Genomic DNA, 25,516 nt, shown 5'->3' with positions numbered 1-25,516 from the left:
CATTCAGCAAACACGCGTTATCGTTGACGTTTTTCGCGAGCAAGCTCGCTCCTACAGAAGGCGATGACCGCTTAACTGACTGGCATTAGGGCTTGCCCCGGTAACCACGATGCGAAGCGAGCCGCTCTTGATCTTGCTCTGCTTTTGATCTCTGGCGGCCCCCCAAATCCATGGCGGATTACGGGCACACCGAGCCTGGGCGAGGTGCCGAGTGATGGGGCAAGAGCGTTTTGCTTACTTTTGGGCTTTTTTCAAAAGTTAGCCGCTGTAAGAGCGGAACCGATAGTGGCCGTTACCTAAACAATGGATATGTACGCAAACCAATCCAGCATCCTGGTCGGCTGCCCGGCCGCCATCGGGAGCAAGTCGAATCGTCGCACCGCCCCTCCCACAGGTCTGATCCCCTTGTGTCAGTGCTTGCCGGGCATGTCGATGCCCAGTTGGTTGACCCGGCGGTACAGGGTCGCCCGGGAAATACCCAGCGCCTGGGCCGTCGGCAACGGCTTCCAGCGGTGCCGGATCAACGCGTCCAGCACCACCTGACGTTCCGGGCTCACGCTAGGTTCAGCAGCCAGCGAAACCTGTTCGCCGCGCACCTGCACCGGTAGATCCGCCAACTGGATAGTCCCGCCCTCACATACGGCACAGGCATACGCCAGTACGTGGTGCAACTGGCGCACGTTGCCCGGCCAGGCGTAGCCCAGCAGCCGTTCCAGTGCGGCCTGGCCGATGCCCACCGAGACGCCGCCGCGTGCTTGCTGCTCCAGCAATCGGTTGATCAATGCCAGCTTGTCACTGCGTTCGCGCAGCGGCGGCAGGCAGAAGCGCGCGCAGCCGAGGCGGAAGTACAGGTCTTCGCGAAAACGCCCGTCGCTGACCAGCGCGGCCAGGTCGCGGTGGCTGGCGCAGATCACCTGGATGTCCACCGTGCGGCTCTTGGCCCCGCCCAGGGGCGCGACTTCACCTTCGGCCATCACCCGCAGCAGGCGTGTCTGCAACGCCAGCGGCATATCGCCGATTTCATCGAGGAACAACGTACCGCCATCGGCCTGCACCAACAGCCCCGCCATGCCTTTGCTGGATGCACCGGTAAAAGCCCCGGCCACGTAGCCGAACAGCTCGCTTTCAATCAGGTTCTCGGGGATCGCTGCGCAGTTGACCGCGACAAAGGGCCCCGTACGCCGGGCGCTGCGTTCGTGCAGTTGGCGAGCGAAAACTTCCTTGCCGGCGCCGGTTTCCCCCTGCACCAGCACCGGCAGGTTGCGATCCTTGACGCGTACGGCCAGACGCAGGTGTTCTTCCACCCGCGGGTCGACTTGAGTGTGCGCAATGGCTCGCGGCGGTTTGCGTCGCGGGGTATTGACCCGCACATGCATTACGCCAGGCTCGCCCAGCCATTGCAGGTGTTGGGTCGACTGGTCCGTCACCGAGCGCAACGCATCCAGGTCGAACACTTCACCGATGTAGTCGGGCACCTGGCCGAAACGCCGGCGCAGTGCCTGGCGCGCCTTGCTGTTCAGGGCCTGTAGCCGACCGTCCTGATCCCAGGCCAACAGCAGGTCCGGCTGGCTGTCCACATAGCCCGGTGTGCTGTGGGCCTGGAGCACCCAATGCTCGCGGGCGCTGTGCATGAAGAAGGCGTTTTCGATGGATTGCGCACTCTGCGCCACCATCTGCCGCACCAGGTGCTGGCTGCGCCGGTCATCCGGGGATTTGAGCGCCGAAGCATCCATTACCCCCAGCAGGTTGCCCTGGGGGTCGAAGATCGGGGCGGCGGAACAGGTCAGGCCGATAAAGGCGGCACGGAAATGATCGCGCTTGTGCACGGTCACCGCGGCTTTGCTGGTCAGCACCGTGGCCACGCCGCAGGTGCCTTCCTCGGCTTCCGACCAACAGGTGCCGAGATACAGGCCGGCTTTGCGACAGTCGCTGCGAATGGCGGTGTCCACGCGGTGGTCGAGGGTCTGGCCCTGGGCGTCGGTGAGCATCACGCAGTAGTCGGCGTGGCGCACACGGTGGTGCAGTTGCCCGACTTCTTCGCCGGCAATACGCATGAACAGCTCGGCGCGCTCGCGGCATTCCTTGAGCAAGGGCTCGGTGAGAATGCGCGGCCCCTGCAGCGACCCGGGGTCGAGGTGGTATTGCTCCATGGAACGGCGCCATGAATCGAAAATCAGTGACGGCACCGGCGCCTGGGGCAGTCGATCGGCATTGCGGACCACGCGACTGACGCAGTCGACGTGTTCTCTGGAGTTCGCGGCGAGCATAAGGCCTCCGGTTCTCGATCCTTGTTGTTATGCCCGTCATTAAGCGCCCATGGGCGCCGACCGACAAGGTCGGCCTGACCAACAGCCAGCGCTGAGACGCAGCGTCTCAGTGCGCCTGAGACGGAGCCTGCACCGTGCAATGCCGGGTCTCATTCTGCGCTGGCATGGCGCAGCGGCACAACCGCGCGGCACTGCTCTGGGTCAAGGCTTTGCCGGTTTTTCGTGGGCCTTGGCACAGCCTGTGCTCAAGCGCTTACAGCTGGCCGCAGCCAGCCTTTTGTGTGTCGAGACAACCTGGAGAACAACAAGATGTCCACTCACCTGTCCACTGATCAATTGCTGCATGCCTACACGGTGATGCGCACCATCCGTGACTTCGAAGAACGCCTGCATGTGGAATTCGCCACCGGCGAGATCCCCGGTTTCGTGCACCTGTATGCCGGCCAGGAAGCCAGCGCCGCCGGGGTCATGGCGCACCTTAACGATGAAGACTGCATCGCCTCCAACCACCGTGGTCACGGCCATTGCATCGCCAAGGGCGTGGATGTGTTCGGCATGATGGCCGAGATCTACGGCAAGAAAACCGGCGTGTGCGGCGGCAAGGGCGGCTCCATGCATATTGCCGACCAGGAGAAGGGCATGCTCGGCGCCAACGGCATTGTCGGTGCCGGTGCGCCGTTGGCGGCAGGCGCTGCGCTGGCCTCCAAGCTCAAGGGCAGCCAGGGCGTGGCCGTGGCGTTCTTCGGCGACGGCGGCGCCAACGAGGGCGCGGTCTTCGAGGCGATGAACCTGGCGTCGATCATGAAGCTGCCGTGCCTGTTCGTCGCCGAGAACAACGGCTATGCCGAGGCCACCGGTTCCGGCTGGTCGGTGGCGTGCAAGGACATTGCCGAACGGGCAGTAGGCTTTGGCATGCCGGGGGTGATTGTCGATGGCAATGATTTCTTCGCGGTGCACACGGCGCTGGGCGTGGCGGTGGCGCGCGCACGCCAGGGCGAAGGGCCGACCTTGGTGGAAGTGAAGCTCAGCCGCTTCTATGGCCACTTCGAAGGCGATGCGCAAACCTACCGCGGCCCGGATGAAGTCAAGAACCTGCGCGAATCCCACGACTGCCTCGTCCTGTTCCGCCAGCGCTGCAATGCCGAAGGCTGGCTCGATGCCGCGCAGTTCGAACGTATCGACGGCGAGGTCGCGCAGTTGATCGACGACGCCGTGCGCCTGGCCAAGTCCGATCCCAAGCCCCAGGCCGCCGACCTGCTCAGTGATGTCTACGTCGCTTACCGCTAATAACAACAACAGGTGGAGAAAATCCCATGGCTCGCAAAATCAGCTATCAGCAGGCAATCAACGAAGCCCTCGCCCAGGAAATGCGCCGGGACCAGAGCGTGTTCATTATTGGCCAGGATGTGTCCGGCGGCACCGGTTCGCCCGGCGAGCAGGACGCCTGGGGTGGTGTGCTGGGGGTGACCAAAGGCCTTTACCCTGAGTTCCCGGAGCGCGTACTCGACGCGCCGTTGTCCGAAGTCGGCTACGTCGGCATGGCCGTCGGCGCCGCCACCCGTGGCATGCGCCCGGTGTGCGAGTTGATGTTTGTCGACTTTATCGGCTGCTGCCTCGACCAGTTGCTCAACCAGGCCGCCAAGTTTCGCTACATGTTCGGCGGCAAGACCACCACGCCGCTGGTCGTGCGCGCCATGTACGGCGCCGGCCTGCGCGCGGCCGCCCAGCATTCGCAGATGCTCACCTCGATGTGGACGCACATTCCCGGTCTCAAGGTGGTGTGTCCGGCTACGCCGTATGACGCCAAGGGCATGTTGATCCAGGCGATCCGCGACAACGACCCGGTGATCTTTCTCGAACACAAGATGCTCTACAGCCTGCAAGGTGAAGTGCCGCAAGAGCTCTACACCGTGCCGTTCGGCGAGGCCAATTTTGTGCGCGAAGGCCGCGATGTGACCCTGGTGACCTACGGGCGCATGGTGCACGTCGCCCTGGAAGCCGCCGCCAACCTGGCGCGCCAGGGCATCGACTGCGAGGTGTTGGACCTGCGTACCACCAGCCCGCTGGACGAAGACAGCATCCTTGAGAGTGTGGAAAAAACCGGGCGCCTGGTGGTGATCGACGAGTCCAACCCGCGTTGTTCCATCGCCACCGACATCAGTGCGTTGGTGGCCCAGCAGGGCTTTTCTTTCCTGCGTGCGCCGATCGAGATGGTTACTGCGCCGCATACGCCAGTGCCGTTTTCCGATGCACTGGAAGACCTGTACATCCCCAACGCGGCGAAGATCGAGGCCGCGGTGCTGAAAATCGCCGACAGGAGGAATGCCGCATGATCCATACCTTGACCATGCCCAAGTGGGGGCTGTCGATGACTGAAGGCCGCATCGATGTCTGGCTCAAGCAGCCCGGCGACCGGGTGGAGAAGGGCGAGGAGGTGTTGGACGTGGAAACCGACAAGATCTCCAGCAGTGTCGAGGCGCCGTTCAGCGGTGTATTGCGTCGAGTGCTGGCGCAGAGCGACGAGACCTTGCCGGTGGGCGCGCTGTTGGGGATCGTGGTGGAAGGTGAGGCCAGCGAGGCGCAGATCGATGCGGTGATCGAAAGCTTCAACGCCGGCTTTGTCTCCAGCCGCACCGAAGCCGAAGCCTGCGGGCCGAGTGCGCAGAAGATCGAGGTGGGCGGGCGCCTGTTGCGCTATCTCGACCTGGGCGAAGGCGCTACGCCGCTGGTGCTGGTGCATGGTTTTGGCGGCGACTTGAACAACTGGCTGTTCAACCAACCGACCCTGGCCGCCGAACGCCGGGTGATCGCCCTGGACCTGCCAGGGCATGGCGAGTCGGGCAAGGCCCTGCAAACGGGGGACGCCGAGGAACTGAGCCAGGCCGTACTGGCCTTGCTCGATCACCTGCAACTCGACCGTGTGCACCTGGCCGGGCACTCCATGGGCGGGCTGGTCAGTCTGACGGTCGCGCGCCAGGCACCCGCGCGCGTTGCCTCCCTGACCCTGATCGCCAGCGCCGGGTTGGGTGCGGCTATCAATGGCGATTACCTGCACGGTTTTACCGAGGCCAACAACCGTAATGCGCTCAAGCCGCAACTGGTGCAACTGTTCAGCGACCCGGCGCTGGTGACGCGGCAGATGCTGGAGGACATGCTCAAGTTCAAGCGCTTGGAAGGCGTGGATCAGGCCTTGAAGCAACTCAATGCGCAGTTGTTTGAAGGCGGGCGCCAGCGCCTGGATTTGCGCAACGTGGTGGGGCAGCAACCGAGCCTGGTGATCTGGGGCAGTGACGATGCAATCATCCCGGCCGGCCATGCCCAGGGCCTGGAGGCCCAGGTGGAGGTCCTGCCCGGCCAGGGGCATATGGTGCAGTTGGAAGCGGCGGAACAGGTCAACCAGCTGATCGCAACCTTCCTCGAATCCCAGCCTTGAAATGCGATCCCCTGTGGGAGGGGGCTTGCTCCCGATAGCGGTGGGTCAGTCTCAGTATCAGGTGACTGATCTACCGCCATCGGGAGCAAGCCCCCTCCCACATTGTTGACTGCATTTCAAAGTGAGCGCTTGAGGGTTTCGCTGGGCAGTTCCTTGAACAATCCTCGATAGCTGTTGGAGAACCGCCCCAAATGCCAGAACGACCAGTTCATCGCCACTTCGGCAACCGTCGTGTTCGTCGCGCTCAACAGCTCCCGCCGCGCCCCATTCAAACGGCGCATCCTTAACCACTGCGCCGGGCTCATCCCGGTAAAGGTCTTGAAGCCTTGCTGCAATTGGCGCAACGGCACGCCGGCAATCTGCGCCAGTTCCAGCAGGTTGACGCTTTCATCCGGCGCATCCGCCGCCCATTCACCGATGCGTGCCATCAACCGGCGTGCCTCGCTGCGCTTTTGCAATGAACCGCGGTCCAGGCATACGCAGGCGTTGTCGAGGATAAACAGGCAGTCGTCGAGCAGTTGCTGGGTGAGGGCGTCGCGGCTGATGGGGTCGGTCAGTGCCGACAGACGCGTCAGCGTGCCACTGAGCCAGCGGGTGAACAGTGCGTTCTGCTGGCACCTCAGCGGTGCCATGAACAACCCTTCAAGTTTTGCTACGTCCAGCCCATGACGCTGTACAAACTGCGGGCCGAACACCACCGCCACTTCACGGTAGTTTTCCGGGGTGATCCAGGTGTTGCGGCTTTCGCCATTGAGCATATACAGGCTGTTGTCGCTGCCGTCGAAACAGAACGCCAGGGCCCCGGGTGGTGCGTTGAAGTGTTGTTCCACACGGGTGTTCATGCACTCCTCGTACACCTGCACGCCTTGCAGGTCGAGGTAGCGTACCCGCCCGGCAAAATGCCCGGGGGACATCTGCTGGTACTGCTGCACCCAACCGGGTGTCGCACTGCATTGGGCGGCCACATCGCCGGTAGCGAAGGCCTGTACGCGCAAAGCGGTTGCCTGTGTCATGGGTGATCCGTGCGCACTCTATTGGTGCGTTGTGCTGCGTGCAAAGTGGATAGATGCGGTTTGAAGGCTGGCCCAAGATAGACCTCAATGCGCCGCAAGTACAAGCCGGCGTCGCATCCCACCCAAGACGAGGTCCTTATGAACGCCCCCTTCGATCAGCTCTCCACCTGGCTGAAAGAACACAAGATTACCGAAGTCGAATGCGTGATCAGTGATTTGACTGGCATCGCGCGCGGCAAGATTGCACCCACCAACAAGTTCCTGCATGAGCGAGGCATGCGCCTGCCGGAAAGTGTGTTGCTGCAAACGGTAACCGGGGACTTTGTCGACGACGATATCTACTACGACCTGCTCGACCCGGCCGATATCGACATGATCTGCCGCCCGGTGGCCAACGCCACCTACGTGGTGCCCTGGGCCATCGAACCCACTGCCATCGTGATCCACGACACCTTCGACAAACAGGGCAACCCCATCGAACTTTCGCCGCGCAATGTGCTCAAGAAAGTCTTGCAACTCTACACCGACCAGGGCTGGCAGCCGATTGTCGCGCCGGAAATGGAATTCTACCTGACCCAGCGCTGCGAAGACCCGGACCTGCCGTTGAAGACACCTATAGGCCGTTCCGGGCGCGCCGAAACCGGGCGCCAATCGTTTTCCATCGACGCCGCCAACGAATTCGACCCGCTGTTCGAAGACGTCTATGACTGGTGCGAAGCCCAGGGCCTGGACCTCGACACGCTGATCCACGAAGACGGCCCGGCGCAGATGGAAATCAACTTTCGCCACGGCGATGCCCTGGACCTCGCCGACCAGATCACCGTATTCAAGCGCACCCTGCGTGAGGCCGCGCTCAAGCACAACGTCGCCGCGACCTTCATGGCCAAGCCGGTGGCCGATGAGCCGGGCAGTGCCATGCACCTGCACCAGAGCGTGGTGGAGATCGCCACCGGCAAGCCGGTGTTCGTCGATGCCGACGGCCGCATGACCGCCTTGTTTTTGCATCACATCGGCGGCTTGCAGAAATACATCCCCAAGCTGCTGCCGATGTTTGCGCCCAACGTCAACTCGTTCCGCCGCTTCCTGCCGGACACTTCGGCGCCGGTCAACGTCGAGTGGGGCGAAGAGAACCGCACGGTCGGCCTGCGTGTGCCCACCTCCAGCCCGGAGGCAATGCGCGTGGAAAACCGCTTGCCGGGCGCCGATGCCAACCCGTACCTGGCGATTGCCGCCAGCCTGTTGTGTGGCTACCTGGGCATGATCGAGCAGATCGAACCCAGTGCGCCGGTGGAAGGCCGCGCCTATGAACGGCGCAACCTGCGCCTGCCGTTCACCCTGGAGGATGCCCTGGCCCGCATGGAGGACTGCGACACAGTCAAGCAGTACCTGGGAGAGAAATTCGTGCGCGGCTACGTCGCGGTCAAGCGCGCCGAGCACGAGAATTTCAAGCGGGTGATCAGTTCCTGGGAGCGTGAGTTCCTGCTATTGAGTGTCTAAAAACAATCATAAAAGGGGTGACGATATGCGTCTTGTGAACAAGCTTCTCCCGCTGGCCCTGGTGGCGGCATTCAGCAGTGCAGGGCAGGCCGCGCCGTCGGTCAGCGTCTATAACTGGACTGATTACATTGGCGAGACCACCTTGGCGGATTTCCAGGCGAAAACCGGGATCAAGGTGATCTACGATGTGTTCGACTCCAATGAAACCCTGGAGGGCAAGTTGCTGGCCGGGCGCACCGGCTATGACGTGGTGGTGCCGTCCAACCATTTCCTGGCGCGCCAGGTGAAGGCCGGTGCGTTCCTCAAGCTCGACCGTGCGCAGTTGCCCAACTTCAAGAACCTCGACCCCAAGCTGCTCAAGTTGCTGGAGCAGAATGACCCGGGTAACGCCCACTCGGTGCCGTACCTGTGGGGCACCAATGGCATCGGCTACAACGTCGACAAGGTCAAGCAGGTGCTGGGCATAGATCATATCGATTCGTGGGCGGTGCTGTTCGAGCCCGAGAACATCAAGAAGCTCAACCAGTGCGGCGTGGCCTTCCTCGACTCGGCGGACGAACTGTTTCCGGCGATCCTCAACTACATGGGCAAGGACCCACGCAGCGAGAACCCCGAGGACTACAAGCAAGCCGAGGCCAAGCTGTTGACGTTGCGGCCGTACGTTACCTATTTCCATTCCTCCAAGTACATTTCGGACCTGGCCAACGGCGATATCTGCGTGGCGTTCGGCTATTCCGGCGATGTATTCCAGGCCGCCAACCGCGCCAAGGAAGCCAAGAACGGCGTGAACATCGCCTACTCGATCCCCAAGGAAGGCTCCAACCTATGGTTCGACCTGCTGGCGATCCCGGCAGACGCCACCAACCCCAAGCAGGCCCACGCCTTTATCAACTACCTGCTCGACCCCGAAGTGATCGCCAAGGTCAGCGCCTCGGTGGGCTACGCCAACGCCAACCCGGCTGCCAAGCCGTTCATGGCCCCGGAACTGGTGGACAACCCCGAGGTGTACCCGCCCCAGGCAGTGCTCGACAAACTCTATATTTCCACCACGCCGACGCCGGCAACCATGCGCCTGATGACCCGCGCCTGGAGCAAAGTGAAGACCAACAAATGATGCTGTCCCATGACCACGCCCAGTCCTATTACCGCGCCTCGGCCCACGCATTGCCTGAGCGCGCCGCCCTGGGTACAGACCTGAGCGCCGATGTGTGTGTGATCGGTGGCGGTTTTACCGGCGTCAACACCGCCATCGAATTGGCCCAGCGCGGGCTCTCGGTGATCCTGCTGGAAGCTCGGCGCATTGGCTGGGGGGCCAGTGGGCGCAACGGCGGGCAGTTGATCCGCGGCATCGGCCATGATGTCTCGGGGTTTGCCAAATACGTGGGTGAGGAGGGCGTGCGTTATCTGGAGCGGGCCGGCATCGACTCGGTGGCGTTGGTGGGCCAGCGCATTGTCGAGCATGGCATCGATTGCGACCTGCGCTGGGGCTTCTGTGAGCTGGCCAACACGCCGGCGCAGTTCGCGGCGTTCAAGGGCGAACAGGCACATTTGGCGGCCATGGGGTACGCCCATGAAACGCGACTGGTCGGCCCCCAGGACATGGCGCAGGTGGTGGACTCGACGGTGTACGCCGGTGGCCTGGTCGACATGGGCTCAGGGCATCTGCACCCGCTCAACCTGGTGCTTGGCGAGGCCCAGGTGGCCGAGACCCTTGGCGTGAAGATCTTCGAGCACACGCAAGTGCTGGAACTGATCCATGGCGACACCGTGCAGGTGCGCTGCGCCGCGGGCACTGTACACGCCGGCCAACTGGTGCTGGCGTGTAATGCGCATCTGGAAGACCTGGAGCCGCGGTTGAGCGGCAAGGTGCTGCCGGCCGGCAGTTACATTATCGCTACCGAGCCGCTGCCTGAGCACGTGGCGCAACAGTTGATCCCACAGAACCTGGCGCTGTGCGACCAGAAGGTCGGGCTGGATTACTACCGGCTTTGCGCTGACCGACGCCTGTTGTTCGGTGGCGCCTGCCATTACTCGGGGCGCGATCCCCAGGACATCGCCGCGTATATGCGCCCGAAAATGCTCAAGGTGTTCCCGCAACTGGCCGACACCGCCATCGAGTTCCAGTGGGGCGGCAAGATCGGCATCACCGCCAACCGCTTTCCCCAGGTCGGGCGGCTGCAGCAGTACCCGAATGTGTTCTATGCCCAGGGCTATTCCGGCCATGGCCTCAACGTAACGCACTGGTGCGCACGGCTGCTGGCCGAAGCGATTCACGCCGGCAGCAGCCACGGCCTGGATATTTTCAGCCAGGTGCCGCACATGACCTTCCCGGGCGGCAAGGCACTGCGCTCGCCGCTGCTGGCGCTGGGCATGTTGTGGTATCGGTTACGCGAGATGCTCTGACCCCAGGTGGTGTTTAAAGGGGCGGAGCAGTGTGGCGAAAAGCGGAAGGGCTTTTTTCAAGACACTTTTTCCGTCCCTTGCCTACTGACCGTACGGTTAGTTACCCGCGTGCAAATCTTTGCGTAAATTGCGCCCCGCATAAGCTGCGGTCCAGGGAGACGCTTATAGACAGTCCCCATGCCGCCCAAGACGCTGGCATAACGGGGGGAAGGGCCATGCGCCTGAGTAAATCCGATCTAATCGCAGGGCTGGCGGTGACGATAATCTGGGGCGCCAACTTCTCGGTCATTGGCCTGGGCCTGGAGGATTTGGACCCGTTTGTGCTGACCCTGCTGCGGTTCACCTTCTGTGCGCTGCCCCTGGTGATGTTCATTCCCAAGCCGCAGGGTGTTTCCTATGTCCTGTTGGCTGCCTATGGCGTGCTGTTCGGTGCCGGGCTGTGGGGCGTGGTCAACGTCGCCATGCACAACGGGCTGTCGGCGGGGATGTCTTCGGTGTTCCTGCAGTTCAGTGCGTTCTTCACCCTCATCATGAGCCGGTTGTTTCTCAAGGAACCCATAAGCAGGGGCCACGGGGCGGGAATGCTGTTGTCTGCGCTGGGGCTGTTCATGATCCTGCACCTGTCGGAACACGCCTCGACCACGCTGGGCATCCTGCTGGTGTTGCTGGCGGCGCTGTCGTGGTCGTTGTGCAACTTGATCGTCAAGGTCAACCAGCCTGAGGACATGGTGGCCTTTATTGTCTGGTCCAGTCTGTTTTCGATCCCCGTCCTGTTGCTGATGACCTTGTGGTTCGAGGGGGCCGAGCCGCTCACGCACCTGGTCACCGACCTGACCTGGGGAGCGGGCTTCTCGATTGTGTTCCAGTGCTATATCACTACCATCGTCGGGTACCGGGTATGGAACAACCTGATGAAGAAATACCCGGCTTCGCGGGTGGCGCCGTTGTTGTTGATGGTACCGGTGTCGGGGCTGTTCACGTCCTATGTGTTCTTCGGCGAACAGCTGAGCCTGGGGCAGTGGGTTGCGATTGGGCTGGTGTTTGTGGGGATTGCGATTTTCGTCAACTCGGCGGGGATCATGGCGAGGTTGGCGCGCTAGAAATGTTGGGCTGGTGTGATGATTCGATGGCGGTGGGTCAGTCATGGATATGTTTGCTGACACGCCCTCATCGGGGGCAAGCCCCCTCCCACAGTTGATCGCATTTATTCAGGCAAAACGCGGTTGAAATGTGGGAGGGGGCTTGCTCCCGATAGCGGTGGTTCAGTCAGCACCTTGCGAAACGTTTCCACCAATGGTCGCAGGTTGACCCGGTGCCATGCCGCCCACAGCGGTGTGGTGTAGCTCAGCCATGGCAGCTCACGCAACACCACGCCGGGCGGTGCGTTGCGGCTCAGGCCCTTCTGCACCATCGCCACTCCAAGCCCCGAGGCCACCAGGCCCAATGCGGTAAAGGGTTCGCTGGCTTCCATGGGAATCTGCGGTGTGAACCCGGCGCGGATGCAGGCAGCGACGAAATCATCGGCGGGGTTGGCGCCGGGTTTGCGCTGCACGCCGATCCATTGTTGTTCGGCCAGGTGTTCAGGCAACAATTCGCTTTGCCTGGTCAGCGGATGCTGTTCGGGCAGGGCCAGCAGCATCGGGTCGTCGAGCACTTGCAAGGCGGTCAGGTTCGGGTCGTCGGAGGCCGGCGGTTCGCCCACCAGGGCGATGTCCAGGCTGCGTTGGCGCAGGCCCTCCAATTGCTCCAGGGACGGCAGGTTATACAGCTTGATGTGCACGGTGGGCCGGTCATCGCGCAGGATGCGCAAGGCATTGGGCAGTACGCCGGCATGCATGGCATTTTCGATATAGCCAATGCACAAGCCGCCTTCTTCCCCACGGCCCAGGCGCTTGCCCAGGGATTCCAGGCGATTGGCGTGGGTCAGCAGCGCTTTGGTTTCGGCCAGGAAGGTCTGGCCGTCGCGGGTCAAGCGGATGCGCTGCTGGCTGCGTTCGAACAGGGTCAGGCCCAGCCGCTCTTCGAGCTGTGCGATCTGGCGGCTCAGGGGCGATTGAGAGATATGCAGGCGCTCGGCGGCGCGGCCGACGTGTTCTTCCTCGGCGACCACTTCGAAGTAGCGCAGTTGGCGTAGATCGATCATGTAAGACCTATGGGGACTCAAGTTGGTCGCAGTATGTCTTGGACGGTCTGATTAACGCAATCTAGGATCTGCTCAACGGTAACCCCCCTGAACCGATTGAGGACCCCACCATGAGCTTGAAAGACAAACTGCCCGGCGTACTGGGCTTTGGCACCGCGCCCCTGGGCAATATGTTCCGCGCCATTCCCGAGGACGAAGCCCAGGCCACCGTCGAGGCCGCCTGGAACCGCGGCGTGCGTTACTTCGACACCGCTCCCTTCTACGGCTCGGGCCTGTCGGAAATCCGCCTGGGCCAGGCCCTGTCTAACTACAATCGCAATGACTACGTGCTCAGCACCAAGGTCGGCCGGGTGATTCTGGATGAAGTCGAGGCCGGCTCCCGCGACCTCGGCGAAAAAAGCGGCGTGTTCGAACACGGTCGCCCGAACAAGATGCTCAATGACTACAGCGCCGACGCCACTCTGCGCTCTATTGAAGACAGCCTCGAACGCCTGCAGACCGATCGCCTGGACATCGTTTGGGTTCACGACATCGCCCAGGACTTCTACGGCGACCAATGGCTGGAGCACTTCAACCAGGCCCGTACCGGCGCGTTCAAAGTGCTGACCCGCTTGCGTGAAGAGGGCGTGATCAAGGCCTGGGGCCTGGGTGTCAATCGCGTCGAGCCTTGTGAACTGACCCTGGATCTGACTGAGGCCCAGCCTGACGGTTTCCTTTTGGCCGGGCGCTACACCCTGCTGGACCACGAGCGCGCGCTGCAACGCTTGATGGACTCGGCGTTGGCCCAGCACGTCGAAATTGTCGTCGGTGGCCCCTACAGCTCCGGCATTCTCGCCGGCGGCACGCATTTCGAATACCAACCAGCCAGCCCGGCGATCATCAGCAAGGTCGAGCAGATCAAGGCGATCGCCCAGGTGTTTGGGGTGAGCGTGAAAGCCGCGGCGCTGCAATTTTCCCTGGCGCACCCGGCCGTGGCGGCGGTGATTCCCGGCGCCAGTCGTCCGGGACGGATTGCCGAAGATGTCGCGGCGTTGTCAGAGAAGATTCCAGCAGCCTTCTGGCAAGCGTTGCGCGAGGCCCGATTGATATCGGACCGTGCGCCTTTGCCCCTCTAATTCCCAAGGAGTTTAAGCATGAACATCGATGTGAGCGGCAAAGTGGCCATCGTCAGCGGCAGCACCGCTGGTATCGGCCTGGGCATCAGCCAGGCCCTGGCGCAATCCGGGGCCACAGTGGTAGTGATCGGTCGGGACGCGGGCAAGGTCGACGACGCCTTGGCCAGCATCCGTCAGGTGGTGCCCGGCGCTGACCTGCGTGGGCTGGTGGCCGACCTTGGCACCCTCGAGGGCGCCGAGAAACTCTTCGCCGCCGAACCTCGCGCCGATATCCTGGTCAACAACCTCGGCATCTTTAACGATGTGGATTTCTTCGAGGCGCCGGACAGCGAGTGGACTCGCTTCTATGAGGTCAATGTGATCTCCGGCGTGCGCCTGTCGCGCCATTATGCGCCGGGCATGGTCGAGCAGGGCTGGGGCCGGGTGATCTTTGTGTCGTCGGAGTCCGGCGTGGCTACGCCGGCCGACATGATCAACTACGGCGTGACCAAAAGCGCCAACCTGGCGGTATCCCACGGTTTGGCCAAGCGCTTGGCGGGCACCGGGGTCACGGTGAATGCGATCCTGCCGGGGCCGACCTTTACCGACGGCCTGGAGCAAATGCTCAAGGACGCTACGGCCCAGTCCGGGCGCAGTGCGCGGGAAGAGGCCGATGTGTTCGTGCGTAATGCGCGGCCCACCTCGATCATCCAACGCGCCGCCAATGTGGATGAAGTGGCGAACCTGGTGGCGTACATTGCTTCACCGCTGTCGTCTGCCACCACCGGTGCCGCGTTGCGGGTCGACGGCGGCGTTGTCGACAGCATGGCGATCTGATTTTTCTCTGTTTGGAGTATTTATCGTGGCAACAGCATCTTCTGTAATTGAAATCCCGGCACCGGCCGATCAGGTCTGGCAACTGATCGGCGGCTTCAACAGCCTGCCCGACTGGCTGCCCTTCATCGCCAAGAGCGAGCCAGGCGAAGGTGGTCGTGTGCGTCACCTGACCACGGCTGACGGCGGCCAGATCGTCGAGCGCTTGCAGAGCTTCGACAACGTGGCGCGCACTTACAGCTACACCATTGAGGCGTCGCCGTTTCCGGTGAGTGCTTATCTGGCGACCTTGCAGGTTGAAGCGCTGACGGAGACGTCGGCGAAAGTGACCTGGTCTGGCGTGTTCACCCCAGTGGCAGACACTACGGACGCGGCGGTGGAGGAGTTGTTTGCCGGCGTCTATAACGGTGGTCTTGAGGCGTTGCGCGGCAATTTCCCCGTCTGAATCCGGCTAAAGCTCGACAGCTCCCGCATTGAACAGATGTGCGTGGGCTGTCGCGATTGCCTGTGCCGGCGTCATTCGCGCGGTATCAAGCCTGAACGCCGGTTTATCCCAGCTTTCATACTCATGTACCAGCACCGACTGCCAGGTCGGCGGCGCCAGCCCGGGAACATCGCCCACACGGTTTTCCACACGGCGCCGGTGCTCTTGCTGATCTGAACACACCACCTGGATATTGATCAGTTCTACCCCCGCTGTCGCCGCCACCGCCTGCCAGGCTTGGCGGCTCTCCCTGACCGGGTTCACGCAATCGGCAATGACCCGTTGCCCCAAGCGCAAATTACTCAGCGCCAGCGCATTCGCCACGCCGTAGCCGCTGGCACCCACATCGCCCATCAGTACCGCTGCGTCTCGCAGTGCCTGTTCGATCACATCGATGCGCAGGTAAACCGCGCCGGTCTGTCGCGCCAGTTGGCTGGCAATCGTAGTCTTGCCACTGCCGGGCAGGCCGCTGAATACGATAAGCATGACCATCAATCCTTTGTAGGAGCGAGCTTGCTCGCGAAGAACGTCAACGATAACGCGTACTTGCAGGTAAAACGTGTCGTCTTCACGATTTTCGCGAGCAAGCTCGCTCCTACAGTGTGATTAGAACTGCGTCACTTCGACAACAGGACCTGTCCCCATGACCTTGCCGTTTGTGAAGATGCGCGCCCACGGCGACGACTTCATCATCATCGACCGCCGTGGCCAAGATAACCCCATTACTGCTGACCGGCCGTGTCGAACCTGTCATGCAGGGCGCCGCGCACCTTTACTAGAACATCACGGTAAAGGTGGTGCCGGCCATCGCACAGGAACGCACTGCCACATCACCGCCGTGCACCCTGGCCAGTTCGCGCACGATATACAGGCCCAGGCCGACGCTGCGCACATCGCTGCCCTGGTCGGTGCCACGGGTCATGGGTTCGAACAGCCCCGCCAGCAGTGATTCGGGAATTGCCGGGCCATGGTTGTGCACGGCGACAGCACAGGCGTTGTCGCCCAGGCGCGAGGTGATGGTGATCGGTTGCAGCAGGTCGCCATAGGCCACGCTGTTGGCGACGAGGTTGCCAATGATCTGCTGCACCCGGTCGGCATCCAGGCTCGCTTGGCCAAGGCCCTCGGCGTGATGCACCAGCGTGGCGGCAGGGAAGGCTACGCGCAGTTCGTCCACCGCATGCTGGATCACATTGTGCAGATCCAGCGGAACAGCCTTGATGGTGATGCCTTGGCCGACCCGGGCCTGGGTGAAGTCCAGCAGGTCGGCGATCATGCGATGGGCGCGTTCCGACGATTGGCCGATATGCCCCAGCAACTGGCGCTCCTTGGCCGTACGCTCGCCACGCTGGAGAAAGTCCGAGGCCATGCGGATCGCGGTGAGCGGGTTTTTCAAATCGTGGCTGACAATCGCCACCATCTGCTCGGCGAACAACGCCCGGCGCTGGGCGATGGCATAGGCCTCGCTCAATTCGGCCTGGGCCTGTTGCAAGGCCAGTTCGGTGGCGGTTTTTTCCTGGAGCAGGGCTTCGGCCAACTTGCGCGCATTGAGCAGTTCGCGCTCGTACTTGTCACGGTCGGTGGTGCCGAACAGCGCCAGGTCATGCACCACGCCGTCGGGCTGCTGGCGCTGGTTGGCGTTGAGCAAGACGGTGACTTTGTGCCCGGCGCAATGGCGGATGTCGAGCTTCACCTCGGTGACGCTGCCATGCATGCGCAGCATCGGTGCCAGGTGGGTCTGGTAGAAGATCCGTCCGCCCATGGTCAGCAGATCCTGGAACCTGCGCCCCCGCAACTCGGCCGCGCTGAACCCGAGCCAGTCGCTCAGGCGCGGGTTGACGTGCAGGATCGTACCGTCCTCCTGGGTCACGGCCAGGGCGCAGGCGGCGCTGTCAAACAGCGAGTCAGGCATCGGCAACTGCCCATGGCGCCAGGAACGCGTCCATCGCCGCCGCGCACGCCTGGGGCGCGCTCATATGGGGGCAATGGCCGATATTGTCCACCAGGCAATAGGTGCTGTTGGGCATCACGGCATGCAGGTATTCACCCACGGCCACGGGGGCGATCAGGTCGTCGCTCGACTGCAGGATCAGTACCGGAGTGGCCAGGCCCTGCACGTCGTGGCGGTTATCCGAGAGGAAGGTCACGCGGGCGAACTGCTTGGCGATGTCCGGCTCGGTGCGGCAGAAGCTTTCGGTGAGTTCGGTGCTCAACGTCGGTTGCGTGGGCGCGCCCATGATCACCGGGGCCATGGCGCTGGACCAGCCCAGGTAGTTGCTGTCCAGGGTGTCGAGCAGGTCGTCGATATCGTCGTGCTTGAAGCCACCGACATAATCCTCGCTGTCGATATAGCGCGGCGATGGGCCGATCATCACATGCGCGGCAATGCGCCCGGGGGCGAAACGGTCGGCAAGGGTGCCGATCATCGCGCTGACTGAATGGCCCACCAGAATCACCGGGCCTTCGGCGTAGGCGTCGATAATTTCGTTCAGATCATGGGCATAGCCATCCAGGCGGCTGTATTTGGTTTTGTCGTACGCACTCAGGTCCGACCGGCCGGCGCCGACCAAGTCATAGAGCACCACGCGAAAGCGCTCGAGAAAGTGCGGCGCCAAGTAATTCCACATCGCCTGGTTGCAGCCAAAGCCGTGGGAAAACACCAGGGTTGAAGGCCCATGGCCCTTCACGCTGATATTGTTGCGTTGGCATAGATCCATGGCGTTCTCGTAGATGGCAAATAGCTATGTGGGCGTGGCGGCAGTTTAGATAGTCGCAAGCCTGGGGTCACGTGTTATACGTCGATAAGGTAAAGTCGGCGCCTTCAGGAAGAAACTTCAGGTAACAAAGCATGGTGATGATTCTGCGGCAATCGGTGTTGAGCCTGCTGGTCCTGTTACTTGTCGGTGTGATGAGCCTGGCCCGGGCTGACACTTCGCCTATCGGGGTGGCCCTGGACCAACGGGTGATTGATCTGACCAACACCCTCGACTCCACCACCACCCAACGCTTGAAAAACCAACTTGCCGAGCTTGAACAGCGCAAAGGTGCGCAAGTCGCGGTATTGCTGGTGCCGACCACCGGCAGCGACGGCATCGAGGACTATGCCAACCAACTGTTCCGCGCGTGGAAGCTGGGGCGCAAGGACGTCGACGACGGCATCCTGCTGGTGGTGGCCAGGGGCGACCGCAAGGTGCGCATCGAAGTGGGCTACGGCCTGGAAGGCACGGTCACCGACCTGCTGGCCCACCGCATCATCGAAGAGCGCATCACCCCGGCGTTTCGCCAGGGGGACTTTGCCGGAGGTATCCAACAAGGTGTGGATGCGCTGATCGTGTTGGTGGACGGCGGCGACCTGCCCAAGGTGGCCGGGCCCGGGATCAACCCCCAATTTATCGCGATACTGGCGGCGTTTGTCTTGGGTGGCCTGGGTGGCGTGCTGATCGCCGCCGGCAAGCTGCGTTGGCGCAAGGGCTTGATCCTCGCGGTGGCGGCCACGCTGTTGCTGGCACTGCTCGGTGGCGGTCAGCAATGGCCGATGTTCCTGTTTGTCATGCCGTTGACCCTGTTGATTGGCGGCGCCACATTTGGTGCCTTGTGGCAGGTACGCCCGCTGTTCTACGGCGTGATCGGGCTGCTGGCCTATAGCGTCGGGCTGGTGGTGGCGGACCACTACGTGGACGTCAGTTTTATCCATTGGCTGCTATGGCCGCTGTGCGTAGGAGTAGTGCTGGGCTTGTACCTGGTGCTGCTGCTGATCATGAGGCACACCTGGAGGAGCAGCCGTACAGGATTTAGCGTGCGACTGTTGGCGGTAGTGGCCGTGTACGTGGTCGCCGGGCTGGTGATCGATGGCGGGCGCGATGGCTGGCTGCTGGCGTTTCCCATCGCATCGTTTGTCGCGCTGATTATCTTTGGCAAGGTTGGCGAGGGGTCGGGATCTGGCTCGGGCGGCGGATCCGGTTCGAGTTCCAGCAGCTCCAGCTCCAGCAGCAGTTCGTCTGGTGGCGGTGGTTCCAGTGGCGGTGGTGGGGCGTCCGGCAGTTGGTGACGCGTTGGTTGATGCCCAATTCAGACGTGGGAGCGAGCAAGCTGGCGCCCACATTCAGGCTGTGATTCGGCTCTGGCAGGGTTTGTAGCCCGCCCAGGCTTTAAGGCCTGAGTTAGGCTTTTACCCAACCGGGTTTTACACTGGGCAACATAAATACGATGATTCCATGAAGGGCGCTACAGCACCATCACCATCTCATGCCAGGCCATTCCACCGTGGTCCGACGGCGAAGGGCGCACATAGGTGTAGCCCATGCGGGTGTACAACGGCACATGCTGTTGCTTGCACATTAGGTGAATTGTCTGCTTGCCCATTGTGCCCATGCGTTGCACGAACTCAGTCATCAGGGTTGTTGCATAGCCTTTGCCCTGATGCGCCGGGTCGACCACCACCGACATGATCACCACATTCGGTGCTTCGGGTGAGTGACCGACCAATTCCTTGAAGGCCTCGTCCGACATCACTACCTCATGGGCGCAGCCCGAGTTGATAAACCCGACCACATCGCCGTCTGCTTCCAGGATCAGAAACCCCTGGGGATACTGCGCGATGCGCGTGGCGATCTTTTCCAGGGTCGCGGCTTCGTCGCCTTCGTAGGCGCTGGTTTCGATTTCAAAGCAGCGGGCGGCGTCGGCGGGGAGGGCGTTGCGCAAGGTGAGGGTGGGCATGGGTGTTTCCTGGGGCGTTGAGCGAAAGGTCATATCATAACGCCAACTAACTGATGCGCCGCGATCCAAATGTGGGAGGGGCGGTGCGACGATTCGACTTGCTCCCGATGGCGGCCTTGGGGCCGACCAGGATGCTGGATCAGACCGAGTACATATCCGTTATTTGGGCAACGGCCACTTATGGTTCCGCTTTTACAGCGGGTCACTTTTGAAAAGCCGGAATGCCGGCCCAGGCAAAAGTAACCCAAACGCTCTTGCCCCACCACTCGGCACCTCGCTTCGGCTCGGTGTGCCCGTAATCCGCCATGGATTTGGGGCCGCCGCCACGCGCCATCCATGGCGCGGGGCGGCTAAACCGGCATCCCTGCCGGTTTACCCCCCAAATCCCTGTCGAATTCCGGCCAGCGTGGTTTAACGGGGCGCCTGAGATCAAAAGCAGATCAAGATCAAGAGCGGCTCGCTTCGCATCGTGGTTACGTATCGGGGCAAGCCCCCTCCCACAGTTGACCGAGTTCGACATAGCCTGGCGGTAGGTTTGAGTTCTTCAAAAACCAGAAAACCCGCCGAGGCGGGTTTCCTCACAGCCTTGCTGCTGCGAAACAGATTGGGTGGCAACTGTGCGCGGGTTCGCAGACCAGGAAGAATCATCCCCGGCAGATCCGAATAGAGGATGTATCAGACCCCACCCACCAACTTGCCCCCATCCATGCGGCGCTTATACGCACTGTCGCGGCTCGCCAGCCAGAAGTACAGCGGCGACGTCACCAGCAACCCCACCACCCAGGACAGGTCTGCGCCGTTGATGTGTTCTGAAATCGGGCCTACGTAAAGCGGTGTGTTCATAAACGGAATCTGCACCGCAATCCCCACCGCATACGCCAGCAGCGCCTGTGGGTTGTACTTGCCGTAGATGCCGCCATCGACGCGGAAGATCGAGGCGATGTCGTACTTGCCTTTGTGGATCGCATAGAAGTCAATCAGGTTGATCGCCGTCCACGGCACCAACACCACCAGCAGCACGAGCACCATGTCGACGAAGTGGCCGATGAAGTCCTTGGAGGCGAACACCGCCGCAATCGAACAGGCGGCCAGCACGATGATGGAGATCACGGCGCGGCTTTTGGCCGTGGGGATCCAGCGGTAGGCGAAGGTCTGCACCAGGGTGATGATCGACAGCACTGCGCCGTACAGGTTGAGGGCGTTGTGGCTGATCACGCTGAGCAAAAACAGCACCAGCATCAACGGGCCGATGGCGCCGGTGGCGAGCTTGACCGCGTCCATGGTGTCCATGCCTACCGGGGTGGCGAGCACGGCGACGGCACCGAAGATGAAGGCCAGGCTCGAACCCAGGGCCGAACCCAGGTAGGTGGTCCAGAAGGTGGCGGCGACGGGCACGTCGGCCGGCAGGTAGCGGGAGTAGTCCGACACGTACGGCGCAAAGGCGATCTGCCACAGCGCGGCCAGGGAAACTGTCGCCAGCCAACCGGAGATGTTAAAGCTGCCGCGAGTCAGGAAGTCGGTGGTCTGCACGTGGGTGAAGATGTAGCCGAAGCCCAGCACGATGCCGGCGCCCAGCACCCAGGTGCCGATACGGTTGAGCACGTGGATAAAGCGATAGCCGATGATGCCGATGATCCCGGAGCCGATGGCGCCGATCACAATGCCCACCGGCACCGGTACCGCGTCGACCACGCCGTGCAGGGATTTACCGGCGAGCACGATGTTGGACGCGAAGAAACCGATGTACATCACCCCGGCAATCACCACCACCAGCAACGCACCGAGGGAGCCGAACTGGGCGCGGCTCTGGATCATCTGCGGGATGCCCATCTGCGGGCCCTGGGCCGAGTGCAACGCCATCAACACACCGCCAACCAGGTGGCCGACGAGGATGGCGATAATGCCCCACACCAGGTTGAGGTGAAACAGTTGCACCCCCAGCGCACCGGTGACGATCGGCAACGGCGCGATGTTGCCGCCGAACCACAGGGTGAACAGGTCTCTTACCTTTCCATGGCGATCTTCCGGGGGCACGTATCCAATCGTGTGTTTTTCGATAAGTGGGGCGCTGGATGTTGCAGTGGTAACCATGACGAGCTCCAAGGCAAGGTGAGTACGTTGACGTACTTCGCTATGCGCTGCACGGGGCGGCGCTTTGTTGTTGGAGTGATCATCTGCAATGGGCGCGGGGAGGTAAATTAGTAAGTTTGTTGCTATAGACCTTAAAAAAAGTATCTCGCGCAGATTTTTGCTCCGGTATGTTGCATGGGCTCGAATCGATGAAAAAAGCGCGATTTTTTCGCACTTGTTTGGGGCGAAATTCCACGTTTATGGAGGTGCCGATGGCTGCCTATAACCTGCGCCAGCTCAGATATTTTGTGACCACGGCCGAATGCGGCAGCGTCGCCGAGGCGTCGCGCAAGCTGTATATCGCCCAACCGTCGGTGTCCACGGCGATCAAGCACCTGGAGGAGAGTTTTGGCGTTCAGCTGTTTATCCGCCATCACGCCCAGGGCGTTTCGCTCACCCCCAGTGGCGCGCGTTTTTATCGCAAGGCCCTGGAGCTGTTGCGGGTGGCCCATGAATTCGAGCAGAACGCCCTGGCGGACAACGATGTAGTGGCGGGGCAGATCGATATCGGCTGCTTTGAAACCGTGGCGCCGCTGTACCTGCCGCGATTGATTGCCGGCTTCAAGGCGCGCTGGCCAGGGGTGGAGATCCGTATTCGCGATGGCGAGCAGCAGGAGCTGGTGCAGGCGCTGACGGCAGGCAGTATCGATGTGGCGATGCTGTTCGAACACGATCTGGGCGGCACCATCGAGACCGCGCCACTGATGCCGCCGCAACAGCCTTATGCGTTGCTGCCGGCCGATCACCGTTTTGCGCAACAAGCCAAGGTGTCCCTGGCCGACCTGGTGCTGGAGCCGATGATCTTGCTCGATGTGCTGCCCAGCCGGACCTATTTCGTGAGCATTTTTGAAGAGCGCGGGCTGACGCCGAATATCGTGTTCAGCTCGCCGTCCATCGAGATGGTGCGCGGCATGGTGGGGCGTGGGTTTGGGTTCTCGATTTTGGTGACCAAGCCGTTCAGTGAGTACACCTATGATGGGCAGAAGGTGGTGTGTATTCCGTTGGCGGAAACGGTGACGGGGTCGGGGTTGTCGGCGGTGTGGCTGAGGCGGGCCCCGCTGACCAAGCCGGTGCAGTTGTTTGTGGATTACTGCCGTGAAGAGCTCGCACGGTTACTCGGCTGAATGCAGGACCCAATGTGGGAGGGGGCTTGCTCCCGATGGCGGTGTGTCAGTCACAGCTGCTTTCACTGCCACTCCCTCATCGGGAGCAAGCCCCCTCCCACATTGGACCCGTATTTTCTTCAAGTCTGAATCGAGTCCAGCATCCTTCGCAGCATGGCATCGCAGCCGTCGAGCTGTTCCAGGCTCACAAACTCATCCGGCTTATGCCCCTGGTCCATGCTCCCCGGCCCGCACACCACGGTCGGAATACCCACGGCATCAAACAACCCACCTTCGGTGCCAAACGCCACGGTGCCAAAGTCCCGCGAGCCTGAGAACGCGGCGATCAACTCCGCGGCTTGGCTGCGTTCATCTGTGACCAATCCCGGGTAGGCCGACAACTCGGTGAGCAGAATCGAACTCTGCTTACTCACGGCCTGCATCTTCGGCAGCACCTGCTGCATTGCGTACGCTTGCAACTCTTGAGCCACTTCACCTGGGTCCATGGCGGGCAGGGCGCGCACTTCAAAGTCGAACCGGCAATCGGCGGGCACGATGTTCAACGCCTTGCCGCCGCTGATCATGCCGGTCTGTACCGTGCTGAACGGCGGATCGAACCTTGGGTCCTGGTGCGAGCGCAAACGCTGGCCAATACGGCCCAGCTCGCCGATCAACTCGGCGGCGTGTTCAATCGCATTCACCCCTGAGGGCGCATACGCCGAGTGACATGCATGGCCCTGCACATCGCAGCGCATAGCCAATTTGCCCTTGTGGCCCAGCACCGGTTTGAGTTCGGTCGGCTCGCCAATAATGCACAGCATGGGTTTTACCGGGCGCTGCTCCAAGACCGCGAGCAGTGAGCGCACACCGAGGCAGCCGACTTCTTCGTCATAGGACAGGGCGATATGCACCGGCAGGCGCAAAGGCGCCTTGACCAGCTCCGGCACCAACGCCAGCACACAGGCGATATACCCCTTCATGTCGGCAGTGCCGCGCCCGAACAGCTTGCCGTCACGCTCGGTCAACTCGAACGGCGGCAGTGTCCAGGGTTGCCCATCCACCGGCACCACATCGGTGTGCCCCGACAGCACGATGCCTGGCAGTTCTACCGGGCCGATGCTGGCAAACAGGTTAGCCTTGCTGCGCTGCGCGTTGTAGACGAGTTCACTGGCTACATCAAATCCGGCGAGGTAGTTGCGCACAAACTCGATCAACTGCAGGTTGGACTCGCGGCTGGTGGTATCGAACCCCACCAGCGTGCGCAGCAATTCGCGGCTGCGGCTCATCGGTCGTCTCCGGCCACGCCGTAGCCGGGGGATCGGTCGGGGGCGAGGGCGCGGTCGATATAGTCCTGCACTTGCGGGCGGTAGGCGTCCCAGAGTGCTTGCAGTTCGCCAATGGGGTTTTCATCGGCCCAGTCCACGCGCAGATTAATGATCGGCCAGGTCAGCTCGCCCACCACTACCAGCGCGGCAGAGTGCACGGGGCCGGCTTCGCCACCGGCGGCAATGGCGGCATGCATCGCCGCCAGCAGCCGGTCTGCCAGTTGCCCTTCGCCCAGTTCAAAGGCGGTGACCATCGCCGTGATGACTTCGCGGTCGGCAAGCATATTGCCCGCCGCCACGCATTGCTCGCCCGATACCGCATGATGGGTGCCCAGGGTCTGGCTGCCGCTGAAATGCACGCTGCGGCCCAGGTGGTCAATCGCCGTCACTTGCCGGTATTGGCTGTAGCCGTTGCGCGTGAGGGCTTGGTCGAGGGCCTCGGCCGGGGCCAGGCCCTGTTCCAGCAGGTCGAGCACGTCCGGGCCGAGGGCGGGCAGGGTGATGTTCTGGGTCGACACCGCGCCCACACCGGGCCGCAGCCACGGGCAGCGGGCGCCCACGGCAATGCTCGATGAACTGATGGCGATGCCCAGTTGGCCGGTTTCAGCACAACGGCCGACGATGGAAAAGGTCATGGCTAGCCTCCTTACTCTGGAATAACCGCGATCACATCGATTTCCATCAGCCACTGTGGCTGGCCGAGGGCCGAGACCACCAGCCCGGTGGAAATCGGGAACACGCCCTTGAGCCATTTGCCGACTTCCTGGTACACCGGCTCGCGGTAGCGTGGGTCGATCAAATAAGTGGTGGTCTTGACGATGTGGCTGAGGTCGCTGCCGGCTTCCTCAAGCAGTTGCTTGACGTTTTTCATCGCCTGTTCGGCCTGGGCGCGGGCATCGCCAAGGCCCACCAGGTTGCCGTCGAAATCGGTGCCCACCTGGCCACGTACATACACGGTGTTGCCGGCGCGCACGGCCTGGCAAAGGTCGTTGTCCAGGCTCTGGTTGGGGTAGGTTTCTTTGGTGTTGAACATGCGGATGCGAGTGTGGGTAGGCATCAAAAAAACTCCAGGAAAAA

23 protein-coding genes and 1 pseudogene are annotated in these 25,516 nt (G+C 62.1%); 13 read left to right on the top strand and 11 right to left on the bottom strand.

Annotated features, from left to right (window positions below; translation table 11 throughout):
- Positions 1-410: 410 nt before the first annotated feature.
- Entirely contained in the window at positions 411-2,267 is a 1,857-nt protein-coding gene (locus KVH01_RS21600; protein ID WP_217882833.1) for a sigma-54-dependent Fis family transcriptional regulator, read from the bottom strand.
- Between the two features lie 309 nt (positions 2,268-2,576).
- Here KVH01_RS21600 and KVH01_RS21595 point away from each other — a divergent pair, with 309 nt between their 5' ends.
- The 3 genes from KVH01_RS21595 to KVH01_RS21585 are packed head-to-tail and all read left to right on the top strand — an operon-like array spanning position 2,577 to position 5,700.
- Positions 2,577-3,554 (top strand): thiamine pyrophosphate-dependent dehydrogenase E1 component subunit alpha, encoded by a 978-nt coding sequence (locus tag KVH01_RS21595; protein WP_043050379.1) that lies wholly within the window; start codon positions 2,577-2,579, stop codon positions 3,552-3,554.
- Between the two features lie 26 nt (positions 3,555-3,580).
- Positions 3,581-4,600, top strand: a complete 1,020-nt coding sequence (locus tag KVH01_RS21590; protein ID WP_043050380.1) for an alpha-ketoacid dehydrogenase subunit beta — start codon at positions 3,581-3,583, stop codon at positions 4,598-4,600.
- A complete protein-coding gene (locus tag KVH01_RS21585; RefSeq protein WP_217882832.1) occupies positions 4,597-5,700 on the top strand; it encodes an acetoin dehydrogenase dihydrolipoyllysine-residue acetyltransferase subunit in 1,104 nt (367 codons plus the stop codon). Before KVH01_RS21590 ends, KVH01_RS21585 begins: the two co-directional genes overlap by 4 nt.
- 116 nt (positions 5,701-5,816) lie before the next feature.
- Here KVH01_RS21585 and KVH01_RS21580 read toward each other — a convergent pair whose 3' ends face one another.
- Positions 5,817-6,713 carry a helix-turn-helix domain-containing protein gene (locus tag KVH01_RS21580; RefSeq protein ID WP_217882831.1) on the bottom strand — a complete coding sequence of 299 codons (897 nt, stop codon included), beginning with the start codon at positions 6,711-6,713 and terminating at the stop codon, positions 5,817-5,819.
- Positions 6,714-6,851: 138 nt separating this feature from the next.
- Here KVH01_RS21580 and KVH01_RS21575 point away from each other — a divergent pair, with 138 nt between their 5' ends.
- From KVH01_RS21575 to KVH01_RS21560, 4 genes are all read left to right on the top strand, one after another.
- The gene (locus tag KVH01_RS21575; RefSeq protein ID WP_124378291.1) at positions 6,852-8,210 is read left to right on the top strand and encodes a glutamine synthetase family protein; all 1,359 of its coding nucleotides are present in this window, start codon (positions 6,852-6,854) and stop codon (positions 8,208-8,210) included.
- A 25-nt stretch (positions 8,211-8,235) separates the two neighbouring features.
- On the top strand, positions 8,236-9,324 hold the full coding sequence (locus KVH01_RS21570) for a polyamine ABC transporter substrate-binding protein (protein WP_217882830.1): 1,089 nt from the start codon (positions 8,236-8,238) through the stop codon (positions 9,322-9,324).
- Entirely contained in the window at positions 9,321-10,613 is a 1,293-nt protein-coding gene (locus KVH01_RS21565) for an NAD(P)/FAD-dependent oxidoreductase (protein WP_217882829.1), read from the top strand. The genes KVH01_RS21570 and KVH01_RS21565 overlap by 4 nt, the downstream gene beginning before the upstream one ends.
- A gap of 215 nt (positions 10,614-10,828) precedes the next feature.
- The gene (locus tag KVH01_RS21560) at positions 10,829-11,713 is read left to right on the top strand and encodes an EamA family transporter (protein ID WP_217882828.1); all 885 of its coding nucleotides are present in this window, start codon (positions 10,829-10,831) and stop codon (positions 11,711-11,713) included.
- A 104-nt stretch (positions 11,714-11,817) separates the two neighbouring features.
- Here the strand turns inward: KVH01_RS21560 and KVH01_RS21555 are convergent, their stop codons facing one another.
- Entirely contained in the window at positions 11,818-12,756 is a 939-nt protein-coding gene (locus tag KVH01_RS21555; RefSeq protein ID WP_217882827.1) for a LysR substrate-binding domain-containing protein, read from the bottom strand.
- Between the two features lie 110 nt (positions 12,757-12,866).
- Between KVH01_RS21555 and KVH01_RS21550 the strand changes: the two genes are divergently transcribed.
- The 3 genes from KVH01_RS21550 to KVH01_RS21540 are packed head-to-tail and all read left to right on the top strand — an operon-like array spanning position 12,867 to position 15,129.
- Positions 12,867-13,871 (top strand): aldo/keto reductase, encoded by a 1,005-nt coding sequence (locus KVH01_RS21550; protein ID WP_217882826.1) that lies wholly within the window; start codon positions 12,867-12,869, stop codon positions 13,869-13,871.
- An 18-nt stretch (positions 13,872-13,889) separates the two neighbouring features.
- Positions 13,890-14,687, top strand: coding sequence for an SDR family NAD(P)-dependent oxidoreductase (locus tag KVH01_RS21545; RefSeq protein ID WP_217882825.1), 798 nt, complete (start codon positions 13,890-13,892; stop codon positions 14,685-14,687).
- A 25-nt stretch (positions 14,688-14,712) separates the two neighbouring features.
- Positions 14,713-15,129, top strand: coding sequence for an SRPBCC family protein (locus tag KVH01_RS21540; RefSeq protein WP_217882824.1), 417 nt, complete (start codon positions 14,713-14,715; stop codon positions 15,127-15,129).
- A 6-nt stretch (positions 15,130-15,135) separates the two neighbouring features.
- On the opposite strand, the gene KVH01_RS21535 is transcribed toward KVH01_RS21540, so the two are convergent.
- The gene (locus tag KVH01_RS21535; RefSeq protein ID WP_217882823.1) at positions 15,136-15,654 is read right to left on the bottom strand and encodes an AAA family ATPase; all 519 of its coding nucleotides are present in this window, start codon (positions 15,652-15,654) and stop codon (positions 15,136-15,138) included.
- A 157-nt stretch (positions 15,655-15,811) separates the two neighbouring features.
- Between KVH01_RS21535 and KVH01_RS30010 the strand changes: the two are divergent.
- Positions 15,812-15,898: pseudogene (locus KVH01_RS30010) on the top strand (diaminopimelate epimerase); the annotation flags it as partial.
- Positions 15,899-15,943: 45 nt separating this feature from the next.
- Here KVH01_RS30010 and KVH01_RS21530 read toward each other — a convergent pair.
- Positions 15,944-17,077 (bottom strand): PAS domain-containing sensor histidine kinase, encoded by a 1,134-nt coding sequence (locus KVH01_RS21530; RefSeq protein ID WP_217882822.1) that lies wholly within the window; start codon positions 17,075-17,077, stop codon positions 15,944-15,946.
- Positions 17,070-17,882: an alpha/beta fold hydrolase gene (locus KVH01_RS21525; RefSeq protein WP_217882821.1), complete on the bottom strand. Its 813-nt coding sequence runs from the start codon at positions 17,880-17,882 to the stop codon at positions 17,070-17,072. The genes KVH01_RS21530 and KVH01_RS21525 overlap by 8 nt, the downstream gene beginning before the upstream one ends.
- A gap of 131 nt (positions 17,883-18,013) precedes the next feature.
- Here KVH01_RS21525 and KVH01_RS21520 point away from each other — a divergent pair, with 131 nt between their 5' ends.
- On the top strand, positions 18,014-19,213 hold the full coding sequence (locus KVH01_RS21520) for a TPM domain-containing protein (protein WP_217882820.1): 1,200 nt from the start codon (positions 18,014-18,016) through the stop codon (positions 19,211-19,213).
- A 176-nt stretch (positions 19,214-19,389) separates the two neighbouring features.
- Here KVH01_RS21520 and KVH01_RS21515 read toward each other — a convergent pair whose 3' ends face one another.
- On the bottom strand, positions 19,390-19,881 hold the full coding sequence (locus tag KVH01_RS21515; protein WP_217882819.1) for a GNAT family N-acetyltransferase: 492 nt from the start codon (positions 19,879-19,881) through the stop codon (positions 19,390-19,392).
- A gap of 675 nt (positions 19,882-20,556) precedes the next feature.
- Positions 20,557-21,972 (bottom strand): purine-cytosine permease family protein, encoded by a 1,416-nt coding sequence (locus KVH01_RS21510; protein ID WP_217882818.1) that lies wholly within the window; start codon positions 21,970-21,972, stop codon positions 20,557-20,559.
- A gap of 251 nt (positions 21,973-22,223) precedes the next feature.
- On the opposite strand from KVH01_RS21510, the gene KVH01_RS21505 reads away from it, so the two are divergent.
- The gene (locus KVH01_RS21505) at positions 22,224-23,135 is read left to right on the top strand and encodes a LysR substrate-binding domain-containing protein (protein ID WP_043050398.1); all 912 of its coding nucleotides are present in this window, start codon (positions 22,224-22,226) and stop codon (positions 23,133-23,135) included.
- A 119-nt stretch (positions 23,136-23,254) separates the two neighbouring features.
- On the opposite strand, the gene argE is transcribed toward KVH01_RS21505, so the two are convergent.
- The 3 genes from argE to KVH01_RS21490 are packed head-to-tail and all read right to left on the bottom strand — an operon-like array spanning position 23,255 to position 25,496.
- Positions 23,255-24,400 carry an acetylornithine deacetylase gene (gene argE / locus KVH01_RS21500; RefSeq protein ID WP_217882817.1) on the bottom strand — a complete coding sequence of 382 codons (1,146 nt, stop codon included), beginning with the start codon at positions 24,398-24,400 and terminating at the stop codon, positions 23,255-23,257.
- Positions 24,397-25,074 (bottom strand): DUF1028 domain-containing protein, encoded by a 678-nt coding sequence (locus tag KVH01_RS21495; RefSeq protein WP_124400960.1) that lies wholly within the window; start codon positions 25,072-25,074, stop codon positions 24,397-24,399. The genes argE and KVH01_RS21495 overlap by 4 nt, the downstream gene beginning before the upstream one ends.
- 11 nt (positions 25,075-25,085) lie before the next feature.
- On the bottom strand, positions 25,086-25,496 hold the full coding sequence (locus KVH01_RS21490) for a RidA family protein (protein ID WP_046068537.1): 411 nt from the start codon (positions 25,494-25,496) through the stop codon (positions 25,086-25,088).
- Positions 25,497-25,516 lie beyond the last annotated feature (20 nt).

The sequence above is a fragment of the Pseudomonas khavaziana genome, from assembly GCF_019145205.1.
GTDB lineage: Bacteria > Pseudomonadota > Gammaproteobacteria > Pseudomonadales > Pseudomonadaceae > Aquipseudomonas > Aquipseudomonas khavaziana.
Note: the sequence above shows the minus strand (reverse complement) of the source record. Positions and strands in the feature narration are given on the sequence as shown.

Excerpts from the sequence above, each read along its gene's own strand:
- KVH01_RS21600 (WP_217882833.1), bottom strand. The coding sequence starts at position 2,267 with ATGCTCGCCGCGAACTCCAGAGAACACGTCGACTGCGTCAGTCGCGTG.
- KVH01_RS21595 (WP_043050379.1), top strand. The coding sequence starts at position 2,577 with ATGTCCACTCACCTGTCCACTGATCAATTGCTGCATGCCTACACGGTG.
- KVH01_RS21590 (WP_043050380.1), top strand. The coding sequence starts at position 3,581 with ATGGCTCGCAAAATCAGCTATCAGCAGGCAATCAACGAAGCCCTCGCC.
- KVH01_RS21585 (WP_217882832.1), top strand. The coding sequence starts at position 4,597 with ATGATCCATACCTTGACCATGCCCAAGTGGGGGCTGTCGATGACTGAA.
- KVH01_RS21580 (WP_217882831.1), bottom strand. The coding sequence starts at position 6,713 with ATGACACAGGCAACCGCTTTGCGCGTACAGGCCTTCGCTACCGGCGAT.
- KVH01_RS21575 (WP_124378291.1), top strand. The coding sequence starts at position 6,852 with ATGAACGCCCCCTTCGATCAGCTCTCCACCTGGCTGAAAGAACACAAG.
- KVH01_RS21570 (WP_217882830.1), top strand. The coding sequence starts at position 8,236 with ATGCGTCTTGTGAACAAGCTTCTCCCGCTGGCCCTGGTGGCGGCATTC.
- KVH01_RS21565 (WP_217882829.1), top strand. The coding sequence starts at position 9,321 with ATGATGCTGTCCCATGACCACGCCCAGTCCTATTACCGCGCCTCGGCC.
- KVH01_RS21560 (WP_217882828.1), top strand. The coding sequence starts at position 10,829 with ATGCGCCTGAGTAAATCCGATCTAATCGCAGGGCTGGCGGTGACGATA.
- KVH01_RS21555 (WP_217882827.1), bottom strand. The coding sequence starts at position 12,756 with ATGATCGATCTACGCCAACTGCGCTACTTCGAAGTGGTCGCCGAGGAA.
- KVH01_RS21550 (WP_217882826.1), top strand. The coding sequence starts at position 12,867 with ATGAGCTTGAAAGACAAACTGCCCGGCGTACTGGGCTTTGGCACCGCG.
- KVH01_RS21545 (WP_217882825.1), top strand. The coding sequence starts at position 13,890 with ATGAACATCGATGTGAGCGGCAAAGTGGCCATCGTCAGCGGCAGCACC.
- KVH01_RS21535 (WP_217882823.1), bottom strand. The coding sequence starts at position 15,654 with ATGCTTATCGTATTCAGCGGCCTGCCCGGCAGTGGCAAGACTACGATT.
- KVH01_RS21530 (WP_217882822.1), bottom strand. The coding sequence starts at position 17,077 with ATGCCTGACTCGCTGTTTGACAGCGCCGCCTGCGCCCTGGCCGTGACC.
- KVH01_RS21525 (WP_217882821.1), bottom strand. The coding sequence starts at position 17,882 with ATGGATCTATGCCAACGCAACAATATCAGCGTGAAGGGCCATGGGCCT.
- KVH01_RS21520 (WP_217882820.1), top strand. The coding sequence starts at position 18,014 with ATGGTGATGATTCTGCGGCAATCGGTGTTGAGCCTGCTGGTCCTGTTA.
- KVH01_RS21515 (WP_217882819.1), bottom strand. The coding sequence starts at position 19,881 with ATGCCCACCCTCACCTTGCGCAACGCCCTCCCCGCCGACGCCGCCCGC.
- KVH01_RS21510 (WP_217882818.1), bottom strand. The coding sequence starts at position 21,972 with ATGGTTACCACTGCAACATCCAGCGCCCCACTTATCGAAAAACACACG.
- KVH01_RS21505 (WP_043050398.1), top strand. The coding sequence starts at position 22,224 with ATGGCTGCCTATAACCTGCGCCAGCTCAGATATTTTGTGACCACGGCC.
- argE (WP_217882817.1), bottom strand. The coding sequence starts at position 24,400 with ATGAGCCGCAGCCGCGAATTGCTGCGCACGCTGGTGGGGTTCGATACC.
- KVH01_RS21495 (WP_124400960.1), bottom strand. The coding sequence starts at position 25,074 with ATGACCTTTTCCATCGTCGGCCGTTGTGCTGAAACCGGCCAACTGGGC.
- KVH01_RS21490 (WP_046068537.1), bottom strand. The coding sequence starts at position 25,496 with ATGCCTACCCACACTCGCATCCGCATGTTCAACACCAAAGAAACCTAC.